The organism is Halomonas sp. KX33721 (assembly GCF_001596805.1).
GTDB classification, from domain to species: domain Bacteria; phylum Pseudomonadota; class Gammaproteobacteria; order Pseudomonadales; family Halomonadaceae; genus Vreelandella; species Vreelandella aquamarina.
This window is the reverse complement of record NZ_LVIA01000020.1, coordinates 53,622-77,871: the sequence shown is the minus strand read 5'-3', so window position 1 is coordinate 77,871 and position 24,250 is coordinate 53,622. Positions and strand designations below refer to the sequence as shown.

Sequence of the window (24,250 nt, the reverse complement as noted above, 5' to 3'; positions counted from 1 at the left end):
ACTACTAATTTATTAAATATTAGTATATGAGCCACAATAGGAGCTTGCTACTTATTATTTTTCTCTTCACGGCTGCCGTTCAATTTCTAGCGCTGATTCATCCCCACAGTGAATAAAAAAGCATCCTTTGGCAATACGCGAGGATGAGAGCTTAAACCAGCCACGGCCAGATTTCTCATCGCCCTCATCATTGCCCGACCAACTGAAATCGATACGCTTGCAGCCTTCTGAAAGGCGGTAGTCAAGCTGGCCTTCAACAGCACCGAAGATAAAATAGCCAAGGCCATTGTCATCGAACCGAAAGTGCCCAGGCTCAATCAAATCGACAAAGTCCTGATCCCACGTTTCCATCCAGGTGATACGCCAACGGCCGATGGGAGTCGTCATCAAAGCTCCTTACATTGCACTTTATGGATTGATTTCATCTGCGAAGATATCATGCTCAATAGCATCCTCAATCGCGGAATCCAGGCGTATAAGCAACGCCTCAAACGACTCGCCAGGTCGTCTAGCTAACATCGCAAGACAATTAGATTCATCACAGGCAGAAGCGCCACAGCGCACCGGCCCTATTCGACCGACGGTGATTTCACCCTCGTTCTCAATCAGTTCTTCGATATTTTTAAGTTTCATCAATACGGCAACCTTTAATTGCTGGCCACAAGCCCGAGCCTATCCAAAACCGGCTGAAGATCGTAAGCCCTAGGAAGCGTTCGAACAATTGAAAACTGCCGTTCCTCGGCCCTTTTTTGGCCAAGCAGCTCATTTAGCGTTGGATTCACTACTTTTTTATAAAACTCTTTCCCATGAACGTGAACCTTCAACTTTTCATCGATTGGTTTCTGCACAACGTCACTCAACCGATCCATATAACGCGCCCAAATATCCTCTGGCTTCAGAAATTGATGCCACTCATGAAGAATTTTCTTTATTTCGTCGTCATCTTCGGCAATATCAACTGCCAGCAGTTTTTCCTTAAAGCCAAGCGAGCGAAGCCCTTCCCATAGTGGGTTCACAACCGACCACAGCACACCATGCCTAACCCACCGATCCAGATCCTCCAGAATTTTATCCTGCAACGCCTGCTGCCCACCGGGAATCTTTGCCTTTTGCTTAGGGGGAAGAGCCGCCCACAGCTCCGAAGGAACAATCAAGTAGTTTTCAAGGCAGTATCTAGGCAGTACAGCGAGGTTTCGCAGCTCGGCTTCAAGCTCCTCGTTTTTTTCGTCGGCCCATTCATCGCGGTCAACCACACCCGCCCAGGTTGGTTCTCGGCGGACTATTTCAAGTACGGCGGACTTCTTCCCCGCCTCCGCTAGCACCCAGCCACGACTCCACTCTGGTGCCAGTTTCTCCAGCATCAGCTCGAATGCTTCCACATCATCGCTTCCTTCGACCACCAATACCTGCCTGCCGCTATTACCAATCTTTTGCTCTTTAATCTCACGGATCTTTTTTTCGATTCCCTTCATGACTAACCTCGTCCGGTTTGAAGTTCAACGCGGGTACCCGAGGTTTCGTACCGCCGCCAAATATCCACAGAGTGCGACGTAATAATTAGCTGAGCGTCAAGCTCCCGTGCCGTTCGCTCCAGCACATCCAGCAACGGATCAACCAATGAAGGGTGAAGGTACAAGTCCGGCTCATCAATTAACACAACCCCACCGGGCTGCAGCCAGCGAAGCATCAGGAAAAGCAGAATTAACACTTGATGTTCACCGGCACTGAGCTCATCAATACCATGATGCACACCGCGTTCGCCTTTAATCCGCACTTTTAAACGGCCCTCGCCGGGCTTAATATCAGGGTCGATTTCCTTGCCTACTAGAAACTGGTTAAGGCCACGAATCACTTCATGGTACTTGTGCAGTTGGGTGGTTTTCAGATTGATCAGTGAGGCTTCAAGCTGTCCTTTCCAGTCATCCGTTACCACATACTTGGTCAGCCAGCGCTGAGACATAACATCGGGCAGCGGCTCGGCAATATTCCGCTTGGGCGTGACCCAACGCCTTTCCTCTGCATCCAAATACATCATGTTGGGAGCCGCAAGCTTTTCCGATGACAGAATGAGTTTTTTACGCTTTTGAGACCATTCATCAATCCAGGGCTCTTTAGGTAGATACAGCGATCTTTTAGGCTGCCCCGGCCTACCGGATCGCTCTACCGCCTCACCCAGCCAATAAACATCCGGCGTTTGAGCTTGTAATTGCTCACACCATGACATAGAGCCAAATATCAGCCCCACTTTGATATCTGGTGCTCCAGTTATATCTTCTAGGCCATCGAATATAAGCGCCATTCCACCCCAGCGCTGGAGCCACTGCTTTGCTTCATGCTTTTGCGGCAACGCCTTGCGCTGATCAAGCCAATACCCAAGCGCAACCCAAAGCATGGCGCAACCACGTATCAACGTAGACTTACCACACCCGTTCGGACCGGTGAGCAAAACCTTGGTCTCGATTTCTTCAGTCCAGTCGTTTTCAAATGAAATTGCGCCATCGGCCAGTGGTCCAACCTGTTTAGTAAAAACTCTGCCAATTCTCATAATTAGCACTCCAATGTTGTACCTGTCACAGTTTTTACTTCCGCTAACAGGTCTTAAATTCTCCATTATTCAACTTCACACCAAGAAGCGATTGCCCCGCCATTGTGATTACCTGAACGCCGCTAAGCGCAAGCTCAATCAGCGGCTCGGCAAAGTGTCCGAGGGCGTCATACCTGAAGACAATCCGGTGGTGGTCGGTGAATAAAGCGTGTTTTAAGCCTTGCATGAGTTAATTTAGGTTCACACTTGGTCACCATTTGAACCGAGTCGATTTTTCTTGTCGCAAATTCCATGAAAAAACAGCAACGTTTCAACTAATGACCTTAATGTTTCAGCTGCCAGCTCACTTACAAAACTATCAAACTCATCATCTTTATAAGCATGATGAGCAAAATAATTCCTGGCACACACAAATTTCAATATTGACTTCAAAAATAGGAGGTCTCTTTTCGGCCAGTTTTTACACCCAATAGAGTCTATTTCCGAAAAAATATCTTCTGGACGAGAATCAAGCCTTGTGCTATTAAATTTACTTTCAACAGTTTTTAAAATTCTCCTATCTTTCTCGTCAACATGGTCGCCTATATAGGATAATATTCTTGATAACTTATCATCAGCGTTAAAGCCACTTAAATCCTTAAACCTTACTCTCAGCATCTCTCTGACAACTATTTCAGTTCTAACCGTAGCAACAATAAGGCAATCTACGATTCTTGAGTGTAAAAAATCAACTTCCCCATCCCATTTCATTGTTTCATGTAGGTCGTATAGAGATCTTATCCAAGGATAAAAACCTTGTATTTTAGAAAAGTTTCCAAAAACAATTGAATTACATTCATAACCCCAACGCCAAATTTTTTCGCAATATAAGTTGAGATTATTTTCAAAGAAAAACTTAAACTTATAGTCTTCAAAATAGAGAACCTCATGGAGCTGTGACCATTCACAAGAGGTACGGCCATAAGAAAATTTTTTAAACAAGCCATCTCTATCGACTCCAACAATACACAACTGCTCAAAAACGAGGTATATATCTTTCCTCAAGACCTCAAGGGCTTTACCGATAACGGGACAACCTATTTTTTGAAGCAGATTATCCCACTGCTTATACAAGCAAAGGAATTCCTTGAGGTCATGAATTAAAACCTCTCGACCATTTTCTCTATACTTGCTAAGTTCTGAAAAAATCTCTCCATAAGTAGCATTTATATTAGAAAGCTGTTCTACAGCAATAGCCGTTCTATACCATGAAACTCTTTCAAACGAATCGCTATATCGCTCACAGAACTCTTTGACGGTCGACTTTATTATCTCTTTTGCTCTTTTTACACCTTCTTGTTGAGATAGATGTAATTCGATGTTGTTAATTTTATGGATAGAGCTAGCTAGTGCTAGCCCCTGCCAATAAGAAAAATAAACCTCCTCTGTTTTGTATTTCCTGCCGTTTGGATGCTGATAGGTGATATTTTTCACAGGGAAGTCTTTTCTATACTTTTCGACGAACTCTATCTTTAAATCACCATCATAGGGATGAATAATATCTTCAATATTATTAGTGCTCGATAACACAGCTTCATAGCTATATAGCCCAGCTATCTCTTCATATTTTTCGCCAGAATCTTGCCTTGGACAGCATGGAAAATTACTCCAACTATTAAAATATGAGCAAGGCAACTCAACTAAGAGGTTCGGCTTTATGCAACCACTAGAAACTAAACCTACCAAGGTAACATTATAGGGCAACTTTTTGATACCCAGCTTATTAGCAAGAAAACGGCCAAACCTTCCTTCACAAAACTTATTTGCGTTAGCTATTGGAAGGCTTATCCCCAGATATCGGCTGTAAACCTCATCTGTGCTATAACGAATGCGCCTTTGTAGAGAAGGATGTTTCTCTGTTGAACTATTCATTTCTTCTCCCCCGTCACCGCCTTAACCTCCGCCAACAAATCCCCAAATTTCCCATAGTTCACCTTCACCCCATCATCCAGATCCAGCGAGATGCGTTGGTCGGCGTAGTGGCGGAGTTTTTCGTCGAAGGTGTTGAGTTCGGCTTGCTGCTTGTAGAGCTTGCTTAGCTCTTTCTCAATCGCTTTTGCTTCGGCGGCGGAGGTGCTGGCGTCTTTGTCTTGTTCTAGCTTTTCCACGTAGCTGGCGAGCTTGGTGGTGAGCGGGATCACGTAGTCGGTGCGCATCTCGGCGAGGGTGCTTTCGTTGTAGCGGTGCAGGTAAACCAAACACTCGAATGCTTTCTGCTTGCCTGAACTGAACAGCCAGTAGATGGGGCGTTTTTTTGTAGGTGCGCAGGTGGTCTTTGAAGAACTGGGTACTGAGGTAGCGGCGGATGGTTTCCAGCGCCGCTTCTCCCTTCTTGGGCTTGATGGCATGCAGGCAGAGGCTTTCCGCGACGAAGTCGAGGTTTTCTTGCAGGTGCTCTTCACCCCACACAGTACGCACGAAATCGCGGAAGCGGTTGGTGGCGTCGTCGGGGAACCACTCCTGATCGGTGAGCGGGATGATGGCGTTATCATCCGGGACAAAGCTGGGTTCGGGGACCTGGGCGAGGTAGTCGCGGACGGTTTCGCCCTGGCTGGCGAGAATCAGGCCGGGTTTATCCAGCGAGTAGCGGCCCATCATGCAGCCGATGGAATAGGATATCAGCTCTTTGAAAGTATCGCACTGGAGCAGAGTTTCTAGTTCTCTTTCATGTTTTATTCCATACCGGTAACTAGGGTTACAGGTAAGCGTGATTTCTTCAAGAGAAACTTCAGGCGTTACGTCTTCTTTAAGACCATATAACTCATTGTAGAGGCGATTGCTTTCCAGTTCGATCTCCCGCATCTTTTGAACGGTTTTATTATGCTTGTCCTTCAATAATGAAAAAGATTCCTGTGCCGTTTTCCCTTCTGCTATCTCAAGAAGTGGGAGCTCTTTAAAATCCCAAGATGTCTCATAACCATCCCAGTCTCTTCTTGAGATCTCAATCGCATGCTCTGAAGCTTCTTTAATGCTATCTTTGAAATAATTATTTTCTTTCTCCATGACGGGCAACGACTTTAGATTCCCGACCTGAAAATTCAAAGTTGGGTTTAGGGCTTTCAGCATAGAGTAGCATAAGTTACTGCACAAAAATGCAGTTATCTCCTTTGGTGTATCTAAAAACAAAGACGATCCGCTTACATCAAAAACAAACCCAGGGGGCGTATATCTTGCTGCAAAGTTTGAGCTAGATATAAATGTCCATGTCACTCCTTCTCTGAAGTAGTGAGATTTCCCATCATGCCTATGCCCAGAAAATGACGCCATGAGGCTATTTCCGTACTCATCATACCTAAGCACGTACTCACAGTTGCCATACCATTTCCTATAGTCTCCTCCTTTGTTATAAGGAAACCATTTATACTTGCTTACTAGAGCTTCACTCCGTGACTCAAAACCTCGCCCAAATTCAGACCAAGATATTTCAGGCCAAAATCTTACAACAGCTTCATTTTTCCCCGTAGAGAGGCCGTGTTTAACTTCCGCCATTTCTCCAAGCAGATTTGATGACTCAAAAATATTCAGCATCTTTCGCGTTAACCAATACGCCACCGGACTCCCCGGAATCTTCTTAAAATCATCCGGCTTGGCCTCATAGAACCAGCCACAGTCGCGGTTCTGAATGGCTTCGAGCAATGCGCCCTGTTTATCGGCTTCAGATTTACCGTCTACCAGCCGCAGATAAGCGCCCTGGTAATCCGGCTTGGCGATTTTCTCCATCACAAAGGCAGTAGCGGAGACAACTTCACCGCTGATGCTGTCAAAGGCTCTGCCGCCCAAATGCGCCATGGTGATAATGGTGGTGTTATCTAGCAGCCAGTCGCGGAGCTTTTCGTAGCTGGAAAGAAACATCCATGACTGCATATTAATCTGGGCGTTGTAGCCCTGCGGTGCCAGTAAGCTGAAGGCGTGCTCCATAAAAATCGCGAACAGATCCGACTTGCTGTTGGGGTAGGCGTTTTTGGCGTAGTCCTTCAGCGCTTTATTCATGCCTTTACTGCCCATATACGGCGGGTTGGCCACCAGAGCGTCATACCGCTGGGCCAATACCCAGGCCTGCTGCACTACCGGCACCAGCCGCTGGGCGGCGGCCTTTTGCATCATATCGCCGCTGTTGGTGAGTTCGCTTAGTTCTTCCAACAGTGCTTTCAGCGGCACTTCCCGCTCATTGGGCACTTCAATCAGCGAGCCGAAGGTTTTGGCATCCTGAAAGCGTTCGATTAAATCAGCGATCAGCTTGTAGGTAGCATTGTTGCTGGCAAGGTCTTGCTGCTCGCTATCAAACAGGCTTTGGGATTGGCCCTGGTGCCAGTCGCCGGTTAGGTTCAGGTCGCGCCATAGGGTATTGGCATCCAGGTGTTGGCTGCTCTGCATGGCCAGCACGTTCAGGCGCACCTTGTTATCAACCAGGCGGGTGAGAATGCGGCGGTCGTCTTCTCGGGCTTTCATCAGCAGCGCAAAACCCGCCAGTTGGGCAGCGCGGTCGTCGATATCCAGGCCGAACAGGTTGTTTTCCAGAATCAGCTTAGGGATGTCGCGGGTGCGGTAGCCGCGCTCTTCGTAGATCGCCTTCAGCACGTTGTAGGCTTCCACCAGAATATGGCCGGAGCCGCAGGCCGGGTCGAGTACCTTGATGGTTTCGGGGTCGATGCTCGCCGGGGTGATGGCGTCCAGTTGGGCCTGTACCTTGGGTTCCTGCTCGGCTGGCTCGATGTAGTAGGGCATCTGGCCTTTGAGTGGCGAGCCTGGGTAGGTTTGCAGCCACTGGCGGCCTACCGAGTTCTGCACCAGGTATTGCACGATCCAGTTGGGGGTGAACAGCTGGGTGGCGGCGGGGATGTCTTCGCTTTTCACCACCTTACCGATCACTTGGTCTTTTTTCTCGCTGATGTAGAACTGGTAGAGCCAGCCAATCACTTCTACATCTTGCCAGTCCTCTTCGGGAATCGCTTCCACCAGCTCGCGGATCAGCGAATCGGTTTTGGTCAGGTTGTTGGGCAGCAGCAGTTCGCTAGCGTCGTCCAGCGGTTCGAACAGGAACGGCATGGCCTCATGCAGGGCGTGGCACTGGGCCAGCAGCAGCTCGCGGTAGAGGATTTCATCCTGGGTGCCGTCGAGCTTAAGTTCGCGCACGCGGGCGTTATCCAGGCTCTTATCAAGGGCCGGCAAGTCCACCTCTAAGCATTCATCCAACAGTTGGAACTGCCCGGCTTCGCCCCCTGCCCCACTCAGCACGCGGCGGCCGTGGTCTAGGTAGCCGTGAATTTCCATATAGCGAATGGCGCACAGGCGGTTGAACCAGCTATAGGCGGCCTGCTCTATCGCTTGGGTAAACCCATCGCGCTGCACCCACGCAGCCAGCGCTTCCCGTGCGCGTTTTAGGTGGGCGGGCACGGTGTGGGTTTGGCCATCCTGGGCGGTCATCACCAACACATCACCCTTTTGCTCTAGGGGGGCAATCACCACACCGCCTTTGCCATCCGGGCTAATGCCCACCCGAGCCGCCTGACGCATCATGGTGTCGATAAAGCGGGCGCGGGCCTTGGGGGCGTATTTTTTGATGTTGGCGGTGTTCATTGTGAATCCTTGAAAGTATCTTGCAAAAAGCGCTGGCCTTGAGGGGTTAAGCGGTATTGTTGAAGGCGGCTATTGGGCTTTTCGGGCAGCGTCATTTCAATCAGCTGCTGCTGGCGTAAATTGCCTACTTGTTTATTTAGCTCACCGGAAACGCCCTTGTGACCCAGCTCACGCGCTATGGCAGCTTTACCCAGCGGCTCCTGCTGCAGTATCAACAGCACTCTGGCTGCCAGCGCTGACTCTAGCCGTGACTCTAGCCGTGACTCTAGCCGTGACTCTAGCCGTGACTCAGCCTGGGTCACTGAAGCTGACTGCTGGATAGAAACCGGCGTTGCCAGCCGAATACTCAAACGCACGCGGTTGGCAATTTCTTCAATATGCGGTTCAGGCAGCCCTTGGACTTGGGCTTCCGAGAAAATACGCTTCACACCGCTGCCCCACTGCTCTATCAGCCCAAGCTCACGAAACACGCGGGCAATCACTGGGTTGCGAATCATGGAGACGCCGCGTTTCATGTCTTCAATGGTCATGCCGGGCATCAATAGCCCTGGGCTTTCAATCTCGATACGGTCATCAAAAAACGCAATGCGTATAGGGCTGCCCCTTTGGGAGTAGTCGCTGTGTACCAAGGCGTTAATAATCGCTTCACGCAGGATGGTCAGCGGGATACTCCACACATCGCGGCGACGCATGGCGCCAAACTCTGCCTGCTTGAAAGCATGTTTTTTGAGAAACAGCTCGATGTCATCAACCGCTTGGGGTAACGGCGCGCGAATATCTGTCTGGTCGAAAATCTCGACCTTATCGGTGCCGCGAAAACGGCCGCACTGAATCCAGGCATCTTCAAAGTGCCATTGGCGCTCGCGGCCAAACAGCAAAATTCCGCCCACGCTGGGTACTAGGCGACCTTGATACGAGACAAGTAGCCGTAACGTGCGAAGTTTATTGTCATCAAGCAGCTGTTCGCTGCGAAAGGCTTGCTGTATGGCGTTTTGGTCAAGGTCGTCACGGCTCAGCTCAGGCATGGGCTGAACGTCAAAGGTGGTTCCGCTCGCTTGGCGCTGCATTTCTTGAATGAGGGCCAGCCCCGCCTGCCGATTGCTAGAACCAAGCCGCACCAGCACACCGTTTTCTTCGCCAAGCGCTTTGAAAAAGTGTGGGCGTGCGCTACTCAAAAACACCTCAATACACACCAAGGTATGTTCGCCCACGCTCACCAGTTCAATATTAGGCAGTAGCCGGGGGTGAATGGCATCCGCGATCATGCTGGTAAGGCGCTCTTCTATATCCAGCGGATCATCCACGCCTAGCACGGTGCCATCATCGTCAACACCAATGATCAACTGGCCACCGGCCGTATTGGCAAAGGCGACCAGTGTTTTCATCAGTGGCTTAGGCGATGATAGGTCGCGCTTGAACTCAAGCTGCTTGCCTTCTGGCTCGCTTAGGCGCTGTTCAATGGTTGCGGTGGTCATAGGTGTCTCGTTGACTTTTCATGTTTCTTTCCGCTTCGCTGTCCCGCGTCCTAGGACACGGGACGGCAGTGAACAGGCATATTGGTCGTGTCAACAACAATCGCTGAGCGCTAGCGCAGCTACTTGGTTAAGCATGGCGTTAGGGGGCGTAGTGTTTGGTGATTGACTCAGGACGAACTATTCCGGGCGAAAAACATCGATCTCCAGGCCATCGATATGGCGGTAATGGCGGTCATTGGCGGTGAGCAAAGACACCCCTGCCTCCATCGCGGTGGCGGCAATCAGGGCATCGGCCATTTGCATGTTATGGCTTAGCGCATAGCTTTCGACCAAAAACATGGCACGCGAGGATATCCCCTCTTCCAGATGGCGGATGCTTGCTTGCCAGTAGATCAGTGCCTGGCGTAGCTGCCTTAGCTCCTGCTTGTTGCGCATGCCCTGCACCAGTTCCATATAAGTGACGGCAGAGAGCCAGAAACCTGGCGCGTCATCCAGGCGCTGGGCGGCGGCGCGGTTGCCGCGCAAATTCCAGATCAGCACATCCGTGTCCACCAGCATCAGTCGCTGCCCTCGAAGGAGCGCGGCGCGCGCAAATGGCGGACTTGGGTGTCAATCTCCTGGGCGCTTGCCTCGCCCTGATCTGCCCAGAGGCCGAACGCCGGGTTGGGGGCCAAGCGCTTGTTAGGTGTGGCAGACGCCACCCCCACTAGGCGAGCACATGGCTTGCCGTGAAAGGTGATCTCTACGGTCTCGCCACGCTGGGTAGCGGCAATCAAAGCTTTGGTTTGCAAGCGCAGCTGCTTGACGTTGGCATGCATGATGACTCACCTCTGCGGTATCGCTCAGACCCGACGCGGCTGAACGGATTATTTTTAAAGTGTAACCTGCTCGTCGATACCCTGCCAACCGGGATGCTTAGGCTTGGCGATAGTCGTTGCCACTGTTGGCGGTTCAGGGTGCGTCGGTGAATTTGGCAACAGTCTGTTGCCAAATTGCAGCGGCCCCCTGTGCTCAGCTTGTCGCTCCACTTTCAACAAAAATCGTTCGAACACTAACGCACTTGTACACGCTTGCCCGCTGAAAGTGACCCTTCCAGTTCTTTTCTTAGCTCATCCATAAACGCATCGACTTCCGCCTGGCTTTCCAGGTACACCCCGCTATGCACGCGGCTGAGTACGTCGCTTACACGCACTCTTGCCACGGGTTTGGGGGCATTTACCGCCGCTGGTGCTGTTGCGGTGTGCGGGTCGTACGCTTTATCACCTGGTGCCGTTTGTGGGGCTGGCTTGGGGTTCTCTGATGTTGGAGCCGGTGTTGTGGTGTTTCCCGCAGGCGCGGGCGTCTGCCGCTTGGCCGCCTCAGCCTGGGCGTTGTGAAGCGCATCCAAGCTTTCTTCTTCTAAATCAACGGCAGTTTCGGTTTGCAGCTGGTAGATTTGCGCGACGCTGACCGATTGACTGACCGAGGCTTTAAGCTGCTGCAGCGGGTGCAGCAAGCGGTTGCTGAGCTCGGCGGTGCCAATGCCGCTTTTGGCAATTTCAGCGCTCACCTTGGCAATGCGCGTGTCGATACGGGCAATGGCGTGCTGGCGTTTTTCCTCTATCAGGCGGTTGTTCACCTCATCCAGCGTGCGTACCAGGCCATCCACCTGGTTCAGCATGGCGTAAGGCGCTTCGGCGCGGTAAATACGCTCACACTCGGCCAGCGCTTGCTGGGCCTGGGTGTTTTTCTCAAGCTCCAGGCGGTTCACCGCAAACCGGTTGAGCGCTTGTTCTAGCTGCTGCCAGGTGGTGAGCTGCTTGGTAAAGAAGTCGTTGAGATCGCGGTAGTCTTCTTCGACATCGAGCAGAGTGTCTTGCTGGCTGGCGACGGTTTTGAAGAAATCAAAGCTATCGTCAAGGCGCAGTAGGCGCTCTACTTCCCGCAGTGAGCTATCAATGGCGTTGCGACCGGGGAAGTTGCCCACGTCGGTTTTGCTTTTATACGCTTCTAGCTCCCGCCGCCAGTGGGATAAGCGGTCTACGTAATAGGTAAACAGCTCTTTTTCACTGGTGGGGCCTAGCTGGCCAAACAGCTCTTTGGTGAGGTTACGAGCTTTGTTGAGCACCGCATCTTCGGTTTGGCGCTTTTTCTGGAGGCGGACTTCACTGCGGCGGCGGGCGTTGTTGAGTAGCTCAAAGGCTTCTTTACCGCTGAGCGCGGGGCCAGCGGTGTGGAAGGTTAAGCGCCCAGCGGCATGCAGGCGGCCCAGAATCAGCAGCGTTTCACCTTCTGGCCAGCCGAAAGGTCGGTTGCTAAAGCGCTCAATCAGCGGGTTCAGCGGCACCGGCTCGCCACCGTGCAAGGTGATGTACTGCTCCACCTCTTTCACGGCCTGGGGGTTGCCCTCCTCGCCGTCTAAGTTCAGGTTCTGGGTGCCTAGGTCATCGGCGGTTAATACGGCCTGCAGCTCACGCATCGGCTCGGGGCTGAGCACCGTGAGCTGGCTTAGCTTGTTGTAGGTGTTTTCTAGCAGGTAGCGGCAGGCCTCATCCAAGCGGGTATTCAACTGGTTACGGTTGAGATCGAGCTTCTGGCCAAGCGCGTAAACGTCCGCATCCAGCAACATCTCCTCCAAACGCACCCGCAGGCGTTTTTTGCGCTCCTGGTTTTCACGGCCACGGTCGGCCAGAATGCGCTCCACGCTGTGATCGTTGGCCGATAGGTTCAGGCGGATAAACTTATCGGTTTTTAGCAGCGTGCGCAGTTCATCGGTAAAGCGCTTGTCGTCGGGCAGTTTAATCAGCACCTGCCCGCCGTTATCGCCGCTTTTGTGAATGCAGCCTGCTTCGCTTAGCTGTACGTACTCCACGTCCAGCGGCGAGACTACCTCTACCCTTAGCTGGCTTTGATAGCGGCCATCCAGGGTGTGGCCATCCAGGTAACGGCCAATGCTGTAGTCGGTTTTGTTGACCGGATAGCGGTATTTGTTGCGGTCACGAAACGAGTCTTTGAAGATCAGGCTTGAGAGCTCTTTGTTCTCGTCGCTGCTGGTGACTTCCGTGGCTTTGATCTTGCGGGTGATGTCCCGCTCCTCGTTGGTGAGGAACTGGTACTCATCGCCGTTACGGGTTATCAGGCTCTCTTTTTCCAGCCGTGCCAGGGTCGTTTCCAGCTGCTCACGAATGGCGATGCGGTCATCGTCAATTTGGGTCAGTGAGAGCGTTACCAGGTTATCGACCGTACCCTTCACCAGATCCACATAGCGGATCATAAACAGCGTGCGTAGGGTTTCGACATCAAACGCCTCTAACACGGGGTTTTCGCTGGCCTGATCAATGGTGCGCTTCACCGCCGTATCAAGAAAGCCCTCTACCGCTGTGTAGAAACAGTGCATCGGTACCAGCGCACCAATCGCTTTCTCTTGAACGGCCTTGGCGGCCATGTGGAACGCATCGAGCATGGAGCGCTCGCCATAGGCTAAGTGAGCACCTGTCGCCCCTACCTTGCGGATCTCTTCAAAAACTTTTTGCACCAGTTGGAAGTGGTACGGCACAAAGGGGTAATTGGCGATAAAGCTTTCCACGCCTTCGATGTTTTTTAACGTGGGGCCAGAGCGGTCAAAGGTCAGCTGGTTACGCAAAATGGAGCCTTTGGCCTCAAACACGCCTTCAAGCTCGGCGCGTGCCGGGTCGGTTTTCACCAGCAGGCGCTTTCGGATCACTTCGTCAGAGTTGGAGCTTGAGAGCGATAAGCGGGTTTTAAAGCGTCCGGCAATCTTGGAGAAATCGTTGGCTTTTGAAGCGGTCATTTCGCCTAGCACGGCGTCCATATCCGCTTGGGAGGTGACCACGATCCAGGCGCGGCCCCCGCAAATGGTGCCCAGGTTTTCGGTGAGCGTTTGCAGAGTCAACATTAAGCGTGTGTCGCTGCCAATGAACTGGCCAACTTCATCCACCATGAACACCATGCGCTGGGTAGCTGACTGCGACTCCAAAAACTCTTTCACCCAGTGGCAGAAGTTTTCTACCGAGACGCTGAAGTTGGTTTCAGATTCCTCAAACCATTTATGCGCCGCTTCAGGAGAGAGATCGAGCGCGGCACCAATCGCTTGCTCGATATCGTCCTGGTAGAACTGATAGCCATCTCGCTCCTCTTCCCACACCACACCACTGGCCTCGTTAAAGGCCTGCTTAAAACGCTCATACACACCGCGTTTTTCTAGGTGGCGCTCCATATGAGCAATGTGCGGGTAATCAGAGCTAAAGCCTTGGTGCTCGTTAAACACGCGCAGGAAGACGTTCAGGATGGGGTTGCCGTCGTCATTCGAGCTGGCCTTGCTGTCGATGTTGAACAGCACCACGTGGGCCGGTTCACGGACAGCCTTGGCGATGTCTGCCCGGATAGAGCTGTCTACCAGCTTCTGCTCATCAAAAAAGTCGGCGGCCCGCTTGGCATTACCGTTGGCATCAAACGCTTCCTTATTTTCCAGCAGGTAGGAGAGCGTTTTCAAAAAGTGAGATTTACCCGACCCAAAGAAGCCACTGATCCAAACGCCCACGCGGTTGGCGATAGAGGGGTCATCCAAAGGGGTGGTATAGGATTCAAAAAAGGCACGAAAGTGCTTGTCTAGTTCCTTGGTGACGACATACTCATCCAGCTCTTGGTAGATGGTTTCCTGGTCACGCTGGTCGGCTTTGACCACGCCGTTGATTGACCGGCTAAGCGGTTTGAGGAAGAGCTCTTGAATGTGCATATCTGTCCTGTAAATGTTTAAACCCTGAGTTTTGAAAGCACTGCTTAACCACAACCGACTTTTGACAGCTGCCCACACTGTCGTCCGGCCTCATCTATGGGGCTTTATCACTGTAGAAGGCTCTGCGATAACGTTAACAGTCACGGCTCACAACCGGGGCGAACGTAACACACCATAAGGCAACACGCCGCACTAAGGCACGAGCGCGAACGCACGGTAGTAGTTGTTGCTTTTGATCTGCTTAAACAGCGACATCGTCTGCCCGTCGTAACGGCCTGGGTAGAACAACACCAGCGGCTTATGACCGAGTGGCCCGTGTAGGGCATTTAACAAGCTGTGCGCACGTACCATGGGCCACAGGCTGCCAACACCGGTGAGCAATACGATATCAGGCTCATGCGACAAAGAGTGTCGGATGAGGTACGGGGCGAACTTGTCCATGTGCAGCGGCCCACGCAGCGCCTTGAGCAGGGCTGCATCGCCTTTGCTTTTTTGCATGGCAATGGCTTTATCCAGGAAGCCGCGCTCGGCCAGGTAATCCTTTAGGACTTCCAGCAGGTTGACCTGTGCCATTTTGACATCAGGGTACTGCCGTGCCATTAACGAGGGGAGGAAATTCAGATAGGCACGCACCTGCAGCTCATGTTCGGGCGCGTAATCAAAAATCCAGAAGCCAATTTCATTACCCAAACCCTGACCCGCTAGAAATTCGGGCTGAGAAATTTTTTCAGCCACCTGGTTCAACCGTGCCCGTAGCTGATCATCCTCGTGGTGGCTAAAACCGCTGGGGGGTGGGTAGTGATTGCTCTGTGACATGCGGATGCGTCCCTGTGTCTAGCATGTTTGATGCAAGGCATTTTTAATGCAAAAGGCTTATTTTTGATAAGACTATGTCGCTTGCCACCTGCGTTGCAAGGTCTACTTAGTCGCGTTTTGACGTCAGCAATGAGAGTAGAGGGATAAAATTACCGCAACTGGCGACAACAGGCACTCAAGCGGACGTGCTGGTAGGTTTCAAGCAAGCTTTTTACTTCTGGACGCAGCAGCAAGGGCTGTAACTTGCGCGAGCGACTGGAGGCCAATACGCCGACTTCCGTCAACATACGATACACCACCTGCCCCATTTTACGTTTGGAGCTTTCCGCCCACCCTGCTATTGCTTCATCACGATGGGCACGCTCGGCTAAAAACTCATCCCACTGGTAGGCCTGAAGCGCCTCCGCCTGGGTTAAGAAAGCATCGGCGACGACACTTTCAAGAAACTCCACCAATAGCAGGTTACGTGCCATGGCCGCACAGAAAGACACCTGTGTGGCGAGCTGGTCGTCGCCATCGCGCAGCGCTTGCCAAAACGGTGGCTCCAGCTTCTCTAAGCGCTTACGAATAGCTTGCCCAGCACGTTTAGCAGTAGCGGGACGGTTCTTCTGGAGGCGGTTATCAATGATGATTGCCTGGTGCCACTGCCCTTCATCCGCATTAGAGAGCAGCAAATCAGCAACGGCACGGCTCTCGCGCACCATCAGTCCACCGCCAATCAGATCAGAGTTGTAGCTGAAAAAACCAGTCAATGAGTATCCACCTATGTCGTTTGTGTAGCTTCCTATTAGGGCACAGCTCATAAACGCCATCATCATAAAAAAAACATGATCGCTAGAAACCAGTGAGTCAGAGGGTATACGAGGGGATATGGAGCCGGTTTGCAAGTAGTATTCAGCATGCATAACGGCAAAGGCTATTAGTAATAGACCAGAAATGGAGGCGGCCCCAAAAGCCACATCCCGGCACACGCAGCCACCACTACCGTTGCTCCCTTCCGGGCCTGGCGGGGTTCGCAGTTTAGCGTTGCGGGAGGACCTAAGGGGCCACCATAGTCGTATGCTTATGAACTACATACTTGCGCTGATTGGTGGCTACGCCCTGATTTGAACAGGGGACCCCATCATTATGAGTGATGTGCTCTAACCAACTGAGCTACGTAGCCTTTCCGACATCAGCGGGTGCAGAGTATGCCTATATTAGCGGCAAAAGGCAAGCCGAAATGGCCTGCCTTTTCATACGCTCAGCGCACGCGCTTACAACGCCGACTGTACGGCAGGTAACGCGTCGCCGCCATCACGCGTCGTCACGCCTTCCAACCACGCCTCCAATACATCGGGATGTGCACTCAGGTAGTCACGCGCCGCTTCGCGAGGCTCGACCCCCTCGTCCATGATGGCGCTCATCAGCTGGTTTTCCATCTCCAGCGTGAACGTCATGTTGCTCAGCAACTCACCGACGTTTGGGCAGGACTCGACGAAACCAGTGCGAGTATTAGTGTAGACCGTCGCGCCTCCAAGATTCGGACCAAAGTAGTCGTCTGCATCAGACAGGTACGCCATCTCGAAATTGGTGTTCATGGGGTGCGGCTCCCAACCCAGGAAAACCATCCACTTTTCATTGGGAACCCGAGCGCTCAACTCGGCCAGCATGCCCGCCTCGCTGGAGTCGATTACTTGCCAGTCACCTAGCCCATAGGCGTCATCATCAATCATCTGCTGGATGAGTTCGTTACCGTCATTACCTGCTTCAATGCCGTGAATGCGTTGCTCAAACTGCTCTGCGTGCTCGGCTAAATCGTTAACAGAAGTCACGCCAGCGTCATACACATACTGAGGCACCGCCAAGGTATATTTAGCGTCTTCAAGGTTGGCGACTAAGCGCTCCACTTCTCCACGCTCAATATAGGGGTCACTGATAGAGGCCATCGACGGCATCCAGTTACCCAAAAACACATCAAAATCGTTATTACGCATACCTGCATAAGCGATGGGAACCGAGACGGTATCTACACGCGGCTCGTAGCCAAGCGCTTCGAGTACTTCGCTGGCCAGCGCTGTGGTCGCCGTAATATCAGTCCAACCCACCTCAGCAAAACGAACGCTACTGCATTCATTAGCAAAAGCCGAGACGGGTAAAAAAGCGGTGACAAATAAAGTACCCAAACGACGCGTTGTTACTTGTTTCATAAAGCTCTTCTCTCATGATCTGTTTTATTGACACACGCTCTGCAAACCGTACTGATGCAGAGGTGAGAAGCGATCAGGCATACTTTTATTGATTGAACGTTCAATAAAAAAATGCCATCATACTCAGGTAACCATGCCTACTCCTGCTTTTCAAGGCGAGGAGCCAATGGGCATTCAACGTCATTAGGAGATAGCTGTGCCTAAGGTGGGAATGGAACCAATACGCCGCCAGCAGTTAATCAAGGCTACGATGGCGGCCATTGATGAGGTTGGCCTTGCCGAAGCGACGGTCATGCGCATCGCCCGTCACGCGGGGGTTTCCGCAGGCATTATCAGCCACTACTTTGGCGGTAAAGATGGCCTGCTCGAAGCCACGATGCGACAAATTTTGACGGACTTAAGCGATGCCGTCGCCGCGCGGCGCCATGCCTTAGAAGACGATTCACCGCGTGCGCACATTGGCGCCATTATTGAAGGCAACTTTGATCGCACCCAGGTCACCGGACCCGCCGCTAAGACGTGGTTAGCCTTCTGGGCCAGCAGCATGCACAAGCCCGTACTTCAGCGGCTTCAGTATGTGAACGACCGTCGTCTTTACGCCAACCTATGTCATCAATTTCAACGTGTCATGCCCAAAGCGGATGCCCGCAACGCCGCTCGTGGCCTAGCCGCCATGATCGATGGTTTATGGCTGCGCGGTGCGTTAACGCCTGAAGGCCTGGATGCCGCAGAAGCGCGCTATCTTGCGCACACCTATCTCGACCAGTTACTGACTCATTACGGATGCTATCAAGACGCATCCACTGCCGATTTTAAATAAGGAGATCAACATGACCGCTCAAAGCGCACAACCCCTCTATATTGGTGGTCGCCCGGTTGATGCCACCTCCGGCGAAACATTTACCGTTACCAATCCTTATGATGGCAGTCTGCTGGCCACGATTGGTCAGGCAAGCCAAGCCGATGTCGATAGCGCCGTTCAGGCAGCACAGCGTGGCCAGCGTGAATGGGCCGCCATGACCGGCATGGAGCGCTCACGCATCCTGCTACGTGCCGTAGCACTTCTTCGCGAGCGTAATGACGAGCTTGCCGAGCTGGAAACCCGCAATACCGGCAAGCCGATCAGCGAAACCGCCAGCGTCGATATCGTGACCGGTGCCGATGCTCTGGAGTACTACGCAGGCCTTGCCCCGGCGATTGAGGGCAGCCAAATTCCCCTGCGCGATAGCTCGTTTGTTTACACCCGCCGCGAGCCGCTAGGTGTGATCGGCGCCATTGGTGCCTGGAACTACCCGATTCAAATCGCCTGCTGGAAAGCGGCTCCGGCACTCGCCGCTGGCAACGCCATCGTGTTCAAGCCCAGTGAAGTCACACCGCTAACGGCGCTTAAGCTTGCCGAAATCTTCACTGAAGCAGGCTTGCCCGACGGTGTATTTAACGTGGTACAGGGCGATGGTCGCGTCGGCGCCATGCTGACCGAGCACGAAGGCATTGCCAAAGTCTCGTTTACCGGTGAAGTGGGCACAGGCAAAAAAGTCATGGCCGCTGCCGGTGGTTCCACGCTGAAAGACGTAACAATGGAACTCGGCGGCAAATCTCCGCTAATTGTCTTCGCGGATGCCGACCTCGACCGCGCAGCCGATGCCGCCATGATGGCGAACTTCTACTCCAGCGGCCAAATCTGCACCAACGGCACTCGCGTGTTCGTTGAGCGCAGCGTCAAAGAGGCGTTCGAAGCCAAGCTAGTAGAGCGCGTGGCACGCATCAAAGCAGGCGACCCGATGGATCCGAGCGTCAATTTCGGTCCGCTTGTCAGCTTCGAGCATCAGGAAAAAGTGCTCTCCTACATCGCGCTCGGCAAAGAGCAAGGCGCACGCGTGCTGGCCGGTGGCGACGCGTGGAACAGCGGCGAATGGGCCAAAGGCGCCTGGGCGGCCCCCACGGTATTCACTGACTGCACCGACGAGATGCGTGTCGTCAAAGAGGAGATCTTTGGCCCGGTAATGTCAGTACTCGCCTTCGACGACGAAGAGGAAGTCATCCGCCGCGCCAACAACACCAAGTACGGCCTAGCCGCCGGCGTCTTCAGCGAAAGCCTGAACCGCGCGCACCGTGTGATTCACCAGTTAGAAGCAGGCATCTGCTGGATTAACACTTGGGGCGAATCTCCCTCTGAAATGCCGGTCGGCGGCTATAAAGAGTCCGGCATTGGCCGTGAAAACGGTGTGGAAACGCTAAACCACTACACCCAGACCAAGTCCGTACAGATCGAGATGGGGCCGTTCGAGTCGGTGTTTTAAAGGCTGAGCCCAGCTTTCGTACACCGAACTCCCCTTTCTGGATGAGAGAACCGCTATGTCTCAAGCAACTGAGTTTGATTACATTATCATCGGTGCCGGTTCAGCAGGTAACGTGCTGGCCACGCGCCTGACCGAAGACAGCGATGTCAGCGTGCTGCTGTTGGAAGCCGGTGGCCCTGACTACCGTTTCGATTTTCGCACCCAAATGCCCGCAGCGTTGGCTTACCCACTACAGGGCAAGCGTTATAACTGGGCGTTCGAAACCGACCCCGAACCTCATATGGACAATCGCCGTATGGAGTGCGGGCGTGGCAAAGGCCTAGGCGGCTCTTCGCTGATCAACGGTATGTGCTACATCCGCGGCAACGCGCTTGATTACGACCACTGGGCCAAACAGCCCGGTTTGGAGGAGTGGGATTATTTAAGCTGTCTGCCCTACTTCAAAAAGAGCGAAACCCGCGATATCGGCCCGAACGACTACCACGGTGGCGACGGGCCCGTCAGCGTGACCACTCCCAAAGCGGGCAATAACCCGCTTTACCGCACTTTTATAGAGGCGGGCAAGCAAGCCGGTTACCCAGAAACCGAGGACGTCAACGGCTACCAACAAGAGGGCTTCGGCCCGATGGACCGCTTCGTAACGCCGAAAGGTCGCCGCGCCTCCACCGCTCGTGGCTACCTGGACACGGCCAAACAGCGCAGTAACCTGACCATCGAAACCCGCGCCGTCACCGACGTGATCGAATTCGAGGGTAAGCGCGCCGTCGGCGTCCGCTACGAGCAGAAAGGCCAGCCCAAGCAGGCTCGCGCGCGTCGCGAAGTGCTGCTGTGCGGTGGTGCGATTGCCTCACCACAGATTCTCCAGCGCTCAGGCGTCGGTAATTCGGAGTGGCTGAAAGAACTGGGCATTCCCGTGGTGCACGACCTACCCGGCGTCGGTGAAAATCTGCAAGACCACCTGGAAATGTACATTCAGTACGAGTGCAAGGAGCCTATTTCGCTCTACCCTGCACTGAAGTGGTACAACCAGCCGAAGATTGGGGCCGAGTGGCTGTTTAACGGCACCGGTATAGGCGCAAGCAACCAGTTCGAGTCCTGTGGCTTCATCCGTAGCCGCGATGACGAGGAGTGGCCAAACCTGCAGTACCACTTCCTGCCTATCGCCATTAGCTATAACGGCAAGAGTGCCGTTCAAGCGCATGGCTTCCAGGCACACGTCGGTTCCATGCGTTCAGAAAGCCGCGGCCGTATTCGTCTGACATCTAAAGACCCCCACGCGGCACCGAGCATTCTGTTCAATTACATGGCCAAAGAGAAGGATTGGGAAGAGTTCCGCGACGCGATTCGCCTAACTCGCGAGATCATCGCCCAGCCCGCCTTCGACCGATACCGAGGCCGGGAAATTTCCCCCGGCCCGGACGTGCAGAGCGATGAAGAGCTCGACAATTTCGTCAAGCAGCACGCCGAAACTGCTTATCACCCCTGCGGCAGCTGCCGCATGGGCGAAGGTGACATGGCGGTGACCGATGCCCAAGGCCGGGTACATGGGCTCGAAGGACTGCGCGTGGTGGATGCATCACTATTTCCGGTCATTCCAACCGGCAACCTGAATGCTCCCACCATCATGCTGGCCGAAAAAATCGCCGACCGTATTCGCGGTCGCGAGCCCCTGCCCCGTGCCAGCGTAGATTACTACGTCGCCAACGGCGCGCCTGCCAAACAGGCATCGTAGCCTGAGACGAGTGCGGGCTTATCGACCCGCTGCGTCAAAACGCCATGGTTCCGCGCCATGGCGTTTTTTATGTCTTAACTGCGCTACATTGAAGATATAAAGCGAACGTATAACGGTGAAAGGCTTGCACTAAGCATCTTGACTCTGCGAATATTCAAACATACGTTTAAATACGTTCATTAACAACCATCCACGGAGATCCCCCATGCTCACCTTACTACTCATCGTGCTGGCCGTTGCGGGCTTGCTCGTGGTGATGCGCCGCGAGGCAGGTGCCACCGCTGCCCTTGCCCTACTAGGCGTACTGGGCTTAATTGGCGTTGTGTTAGGCGCACCGATCATAGGCACCTTGCTACTCATTGCCGCCGCCGCAGTAGCCGTGGTGGGCCTTCCTGCACTGCGCAGTAAATGGCTAACCCCGCGTATTTTTGCCACTTTCAAAAAAGTAGCGCCGAAAGTATCGGCTACCGAGCGCACCGCGCTGGAAGCGGGCAGCGTTTCCTGGGATGGCGAGCTTTTTTCAGGTAAGCCCCAGTGGCAATCGCTGCTCGACTTCAAAGACGATGGCCTAAGTGACGAAGAGCAGGCGTTTTTAGACAACCAGTGCTCAAAAGCCGCTGGCATGTGCAATGCCTGGGATATCGCCCGTGAGCGTGCCGACCTGCCCCAAGAGCTATGGGACTACCTGAAAAAAGAAGGCTTCTTCGGCATGATTATTCCGAAGGAGTACGGCGGTTTGGGCTTCTCTGCCAAGGCGCAATCCATGGTGCTGCAGAAGCTCTCCGCCAACGAAACCCTGATGGTGACTGTAGGCGTGCCCAACTCTCTCGGCCCTGGCGAACTGCTGCTGAAGTACGGCACCCAAGAGCAGAAAGACCACTACCTGCCGCGCCTAGCCGATGGTCGTGAAATCCCCTGCTTCGGCCTCACCGGCCCCCGCGCAGGTTCAGATGCGACTTCCCTTCCAGATACCGGCGTGGTGTGTAAGCAAGTCATTAATGGCGAAGAAGTCGTGGGCGTGCGCCTGAACTTTGAGAAGCGCTGGATCACCCTGGCGCCCATTGCCACCGTGGTTGGCCTGGCATTCCGCCTCTTCGACCCGGAAAACCTGCTGGGCGAAGAAGAAGACCGCGGCATTACCCTGGCGCTGATCCCCCGCGATACCCAGGGTATGGACATTGGCCGTCGCCACCACCCGATTGGCAGCCCGTTTATGAACGGCCCGATTAAGGGTAAAGATGTGTTCGTACCGCTGGACACCATTATCGGTGGCCCGGATATGATTGGCCAAGGCTGGCGTATGCTGGTGGAGTGCCTCTCGATTGGCCGCTGCATCACGCTGCCTTCTGGTGCCACCGGCACCGCGCGTTACGCGCTGGGCTGGAGCGGCGGCTTTACCCGCGTGCGTCGTCAGTTCAACGTACCGGTCGCAGAGATGGAAGGCGTGCAAGAGCCCCTGGCACGTATGGCGTCATTGGCCTACATTTCGGCAGCCACGGTGTACCAAACCGCTAACCTGATCGACCATGGCGAAAAGCCAGCGGTACCCTCTGCCATCCTGAAAAGCCAGCTGACCGAATTTCAGCGCGTGCTGCTTAGCGATGCAATGGACGTGCACGGCGGTAAAGCAGTGACGCTTGGCCCGCGCAACTACTTGGGTATCGGCTATAGCGCGAACCCGGTAGCCATTACCGTAGAAGGCGCGAACATTATGACCCGCAACCTGATGATCTTTGGTCAGGGCGCTATTCGCTGCCACCCTTATGTGCTGGAAGAGCTGGCTGCCAAAGATGCCAACGATGTGAAAGCCTTCGATAAGGCGTTCTTTGGTCATGCGGGCCTGATTTTCGGCAACGCGGCCCGTGCCTTCACGCTGGGCTTCGGTCTCGGCAAGCCCAGCGTGCCGTTCAGCGGTCCGGCCGCTGGTTACGCCCAGGATATCGCGCGCCTCTCTGCCGGCTTCGGCCTGTGTGCAGATGCCGCCATGGCCAGCCTCGGCTCTGAGCTGAAAAAACGCGAAATGCTTTCCGCCCGCCTGGGCGATATCCTTTCCAACCTCTACCTTGCCTCTATGGTGCTTAAGCAGTGGCATAACGGCAATAAAGTAGAAGGCGAAGAAGGCCTACTGCATTACAGCATGCAGTTCCTGCTTAACCGCGCAGAGCAGGCCTTTGTTGAGATTTTTGACAACCTGCCAAACCGTGCGCTGGGTAAAGTACTCAACGTCGTGGTCATGCCTACAGGCCGTCGCTGGAATAAGCCACATGATGACTTAGCCCGCGATATCGCACGGCGTGTCTCTACCCAAAGCGCGCTACGCAGCAAGCTGCTAACCAACACCTGGGACAAAGACGACGGTACAGAATCTAACCCGTTGGCACGCTACAACGCTCTGCTGAAAGAGTACGACCGCGCGGAGGCTATTTACCGCACGGTAAACAAAGCCTACGCCAAAGGTGAGCTGCCGCAAACGGCACTTCACCCCGAAGCACGGGTAGAAGCCGCTCTGGAAAAAGGCTTAATTAACGAAGAAGACGCCGCCTTCATGCGCACATTTGAAGCTGAAGTGCTGGAAATGCTGACCGTCGATGACTTTGCTTACGACGCGTTTGCCAACGACAAGTCGACACTGATCGACCATAACGCAGCACCTGCCAAAGCATCGCCGCAGGCAGAGACCAGCGTTAAGTAAATGGCTTTTAGCCCTCGACCAACCGGCCCACCAAGGGCCGGTTTTTTATGCCACCCGCATGTTCTAAAACGAATCAAACGAACATTATAGCCATAGGGCGTAGTGGAGACTGAGCAAACCGAGCTTCTTACTCACCCTGAAAACTCTATT

Annotated in this window: 18 protein-coding genes, 1 tRNA gene and 1 other RNA gene; 4 read left to right on the top strand and 16 right to left on the bottom strand. The window is 53.4% G+C overall.

The annotated features are described in order from the left end of the window. Nucleotides 1-66: 66 nt before the first annotated feature. The 16 genes from A3220_RS08390 to A3220_RS08315 all read right to left on the bottom strand — a co-directional run bounded on the left by A3220_RS08390 (nt 67) and on the right by A3220_RS08315 (nt 17,376). Complete coding sequence (locus A3220_RS08390) at nt 67-387, bottom strand: L,D-transpeptidase (RefSeq protein WP_062374377.1); 321 nt, start codon at nt 385-387, stop codon at nt 67-69. 21 nt (nt 388-408) lie between these two features. Then, complete coding sequence (locus tag A3220_RS08385) at nt 409-633, bottom strand: hypothetical protein (RefSeq protein WP_062374375.1); 225 nt, start codon at nt 631-633, stop codon at nt 409-411. A 14-nt stretch (nt 634-647) separates the two neighbouring features. Then, entirely contained in the window at nt 648-1,472 is an 825-nt protein-coding gene (locus A3220_RS08380; RefSeq protein WP_062362840.1) for a DUF4435 domain-containing protein, read from the bottom strand. A 2-nt stretch (nt 1,473-1,474) separates the two neighbouring features. Next, nucleotides 1,475-2,545: an ATP-binding protein gene (locus A3220_RS08375; protein WP_062374374.1), complete on the bottom strand. Its 1,071-nt coding sequence runs from the start codon at nt 2,543-2,545 to the stop codon at nt 1,475-1,477. Nucleotides 2,546-2,785: 240 nt separating this feature from the next. Continuing rightward, entirely contained in the window at nt 2,786-4,456 is a 1,671-nt protein-coding gene (locus A3220_RS08365) for a hypothetical protein (RefSeq protein WP_128082408.1), read from the bottom strand. Further along, nucleotides 4,453-4,692 carry a BREX-1 system adenine-specific DNA-methyltransferase PglX gene (locus A3220_RS17885; protein ID WP_252860437.1) on the bottom strand — a complete coding sequence of 80 codons (240 nt, stop codon included), beginning with the start codon at nt 4,690-4,692 and terminating at the stop codon, nt 4,453-4,455. The genes A3220_RS08365 and A3220_RS17885 overlap by 4 nt, the downstream gene beginning before the upstream one ends. Next, entirely contained in the window at nt 4,631-8,161 is a 3,531-nt protein-coding gene (pglX, locus tag A3220_RS08360; RefSeq protein ID WP_252860436.1) for a BREX-1 system adenine-specific DNA-methyltransferase PglX, read from the bottom strand. Before pglX ends, A3220_RS17885 begins: the two co-directional genes overlap by 62 nt. After that, complete coding sequence (locus A3220_RS08355) at nt 8,158-9,636, bottom strand: helix-turn-helix domain-containing protein (RefSeq protein WP_062374365.1); 1,479 nt, start codon at nt 9,634-9,636, stop codon at nt 8,158-8,160. Before A3220_RS08355 ends, pglX begins: the two co-directional genes overlap by 4 nt. A gap of 177 nt (nt 9,637-9,813) precedes the next feature. Beyond that, nucleotides 9,814-10,194, bottom strand: coding sequence for a type II toxin-antitoxin system VapC family toxin (locus A3220_RS08350; protein ID WP_062374363.1), 381 nt, complete (start codon nt 10,192-10,194; stop codon nt 9,814-9,816). Further along, the gene (locus tag A3220_RS08345) at nt 10,194-10,454 is read right to left on the bottom strand and encodes a type II toxin-antitoxin system prevent-host-death family antitoxin (RefSeq protein ID WP_062374361.1); all 261 of its coding nucleotides are present in this window, start codon (nt 10,452-10,454) and stop codon (nt 10,194-10,196) included. Before A3220_RS08345 ends, A3220_RS08350 begins: the two co-directional genes overlap by 1 nt. Before the next feature lie 233 nt (nt 10,455-10,687). Then, entirely contained in the window at nt 10,688-14,371 is a 3,684-nt protein-coding gene (brxC, locus tag A3220_RS08340) for a BREX system P-loop protein BrxC (RefSeq protein ID WP_062374360.1), read from the bottom strand. A gap of 192 nt (nt 14,372-14,563) precedes the next feature. Continuing rightward, a complete protein-coding gene (locus tag A3220_RS08335; RefSeq protein ID WP_217284284.1) occupies nt 14,564-15,187 on the bottom strand; it encodes a DUF1788 domain-containing protein in 624 nt (207 codons plus the stop codon). Nucleotides 15,188-15,336: 149 nt separating this feature from the next. Continuing rightward, nucleotides 15,337-15,939: a DUF1819 family protein gene (locus tag A3220_RS08330; protein WP_084812757.1), complete on the bottom strand. Its 603-nt coding sequence runs from the start codon at nt 15,937-15,939 to the stop codon at nt 15,337-15,339. A 194-nt stretch (nt 15,940-16,133) separates the two neighbouring features. Next, an RNA gene (gene ffs / locus A3220_RS08325) (signal recognition particle sRNA small type) lies at nt 16,134-16,230 on the bottom strand. 45 nt (nt 16,231-16,275) lie between these two features. Further along, nucleotides 16,276-16,352 (bottom strand) — tRNA-Met (locus tag A3220_RS08320). 91 nt (nt 16,353-16,443) lie between these two features. Further along, the gene (locus A3220_RS08315) at nt 16,444-17,376 is read right to left on the bottom strand and encodes a choline ABC transporter substrate-binding protein (RefSeq protein ID WP_062374358.1); all 933 of its coding nucleotides are present in this window, start codon (nt 17,374-17,376) and stop codon (nt 16,444-16,446) included. Nucleotides 17,377-17,572: 196 nt separating this feature from the next. Here A3220_RS08315 and betI point away from each other — a divergent pair, with 196 nt between their 5' ends. The 4 genes from betI (at nt 17,573) to A3220_RS08295 (ending at nt 24,100) form a co-directional block, all read left to right on the top strand. After that, nucleotides 17,573-18,196, top strand: coding sequence for a transcriptional regulator BetI (gene betI, locus A3220_RS08310; protein ID WP_175565760.1), 624 nt, complete (start codon nt 17,573-17,575; stop codon nt 18,194-18,196). Between the two features lie 10 nt (nt 18,197-18,206). Further along, nucleotides 18,207-19,676, top strand: coding sequence for a betaine-aldehyde dehydrogenase (gene betB, locus A3220_RS08305; protein ID WP_044628023.1), 1,470 nt, complete (start codon nt 18,207-18,209; stop codon nt 19,674-19,676). Nucleotides 19,677-19,731: 55 nt separating this feature from the next. Further along, nucleotides 19,732-21,408 (top strand): choline dehydrogenase, encoded by a 1,677-nt coding sequence (gene betA / locus A3220_RS08300; RefSeq protein ID WP_062359360.1) that lies wholly within the window; start codon nt 19,732-19,734, stop codon nt 21,406-21,408. A 205-nt stretch (nt 21,409-21,613) separates the two neighbouring features. Then, nucleotides 21,614-24,100: an acyl-CoA dehydrogenase gene (locus A3220_RS08295; RefSeq protein ID WP_062374356.1), complete on the top strand. Its 2,487-nt coding sequence runs from the start codon at nt 21,614-21,616 to the stop codon at nt 24,098-24,100. The last annotated feature ends 150 nt before the right edge of the window (nt 24,101-24,250 follow it).

Excerpts from the sequence above, each read along its gene's own strand:
- A3220_RS08390 (WP_062374377.1), bottom strand. The coding sequence starts at position 387 with ATGACGACTCCCATCGGCCGTTGGCGTATCACCTGGATGGAAACGTGG.
- A3220_RS08385 (WP_062374375.1), bottom strand. The coding sequence starts at position 633 with ATGAAACTTAAAAATATCGAAGAACTGATTGAGAACGAGGGTGAAATC.
- A3220_RS08380 (WP_062362840.1), bottom strand. The coding sequence starts at position 1,472 with ATGAAGGGAATCGAAAAAAAGATCCGTGAGATTAAAGAGCAAAAGATT.
- A3220_RS08375 (WP_062374374.1), bottom strand. The coding sequence starts at position 2,545 with ATGAGAATTGGCAGAGTTTTTACTAAACAGGTTGGACCACTGGCCGAT.
- A3220_RS08365 (WP_128082408.1), bottom strand. The coding sequence starts at position 4,456 with ATGAATAGTTCAACAGAGAAACATCCTTCTCTACAAAGGCGCATTCGT.
- pglX (WP_252860436.1), bottom strand. The coding sequence starts at position 8,161 with ATGAACACCGCCAACATCAAAAAATACGCCCCCAAGGCCCGCGCCCGC.
- A3220_RS08355 (WP_062374365.1), bottom strand. The coding sequence starts at position 9,636 with ATGACCACCGCAACCATTGAACAGCGCCTAAGCGAGCCAGAAGGCAAG.
- A3220_RS08350 (WP_062374363.1), bottom strand. The coding sequence starts at position 10,194 with ATGCTGGTGGACACGGATGTGCTGATCTGGAATTTGCGCGGCAACCGC.
- A3220_RS08345 (WP_062374361.1), bottom strand. The coding sequence starts at position 10,454 with ATGCATGCCAACGTCAAGCAGCTGCGCTTGCAAACCAAAGCTTTGATT.
- brxC (WP_062374360.1), bottom strand. The coding sequence starts at position 14,371 with ATGCACATTCAAGAGCTCTTCCTCAAACCGCTTAGCCGGTCAATCAAC.
- A3220_RS08335 (WP_217284284.1), bottom strand. The coding sequence starts at position 15,187 with ATGTCACAGAGCAATCACTACCCACCCCCCAGCGGTTTTAGCCACCAC.
- A3220_RS08315 (WP_062374358.1), bottom strand. The coding sequence starts at position 17,376 with ATGAAACAAGTAACAACGCGTCGTTTGGGTACTTTATTTGTCACCGCT.
- betB (WP_044628023.1), top strand. The coding sequence starts at position 18,207 with ATGACCGCTCAAAGCGCACAACCCCTCTATATTGGTGGTCGCCCGGTT.
- betA (WP_062359360.1), top strand. The coding sequence starts at position 19,732 with ATGTCTCAAGCAACTGAGTTTGATTACATTATCATCGGTGCCGGTTCA.
- A3220_RS08295 (WP_062374356.1), top strand. The coding sequence starts at position 21,614 with ATGCTCACCTTACTACTCATCGTGCTGGCCGTTGCGGGCTTGCTCGTG.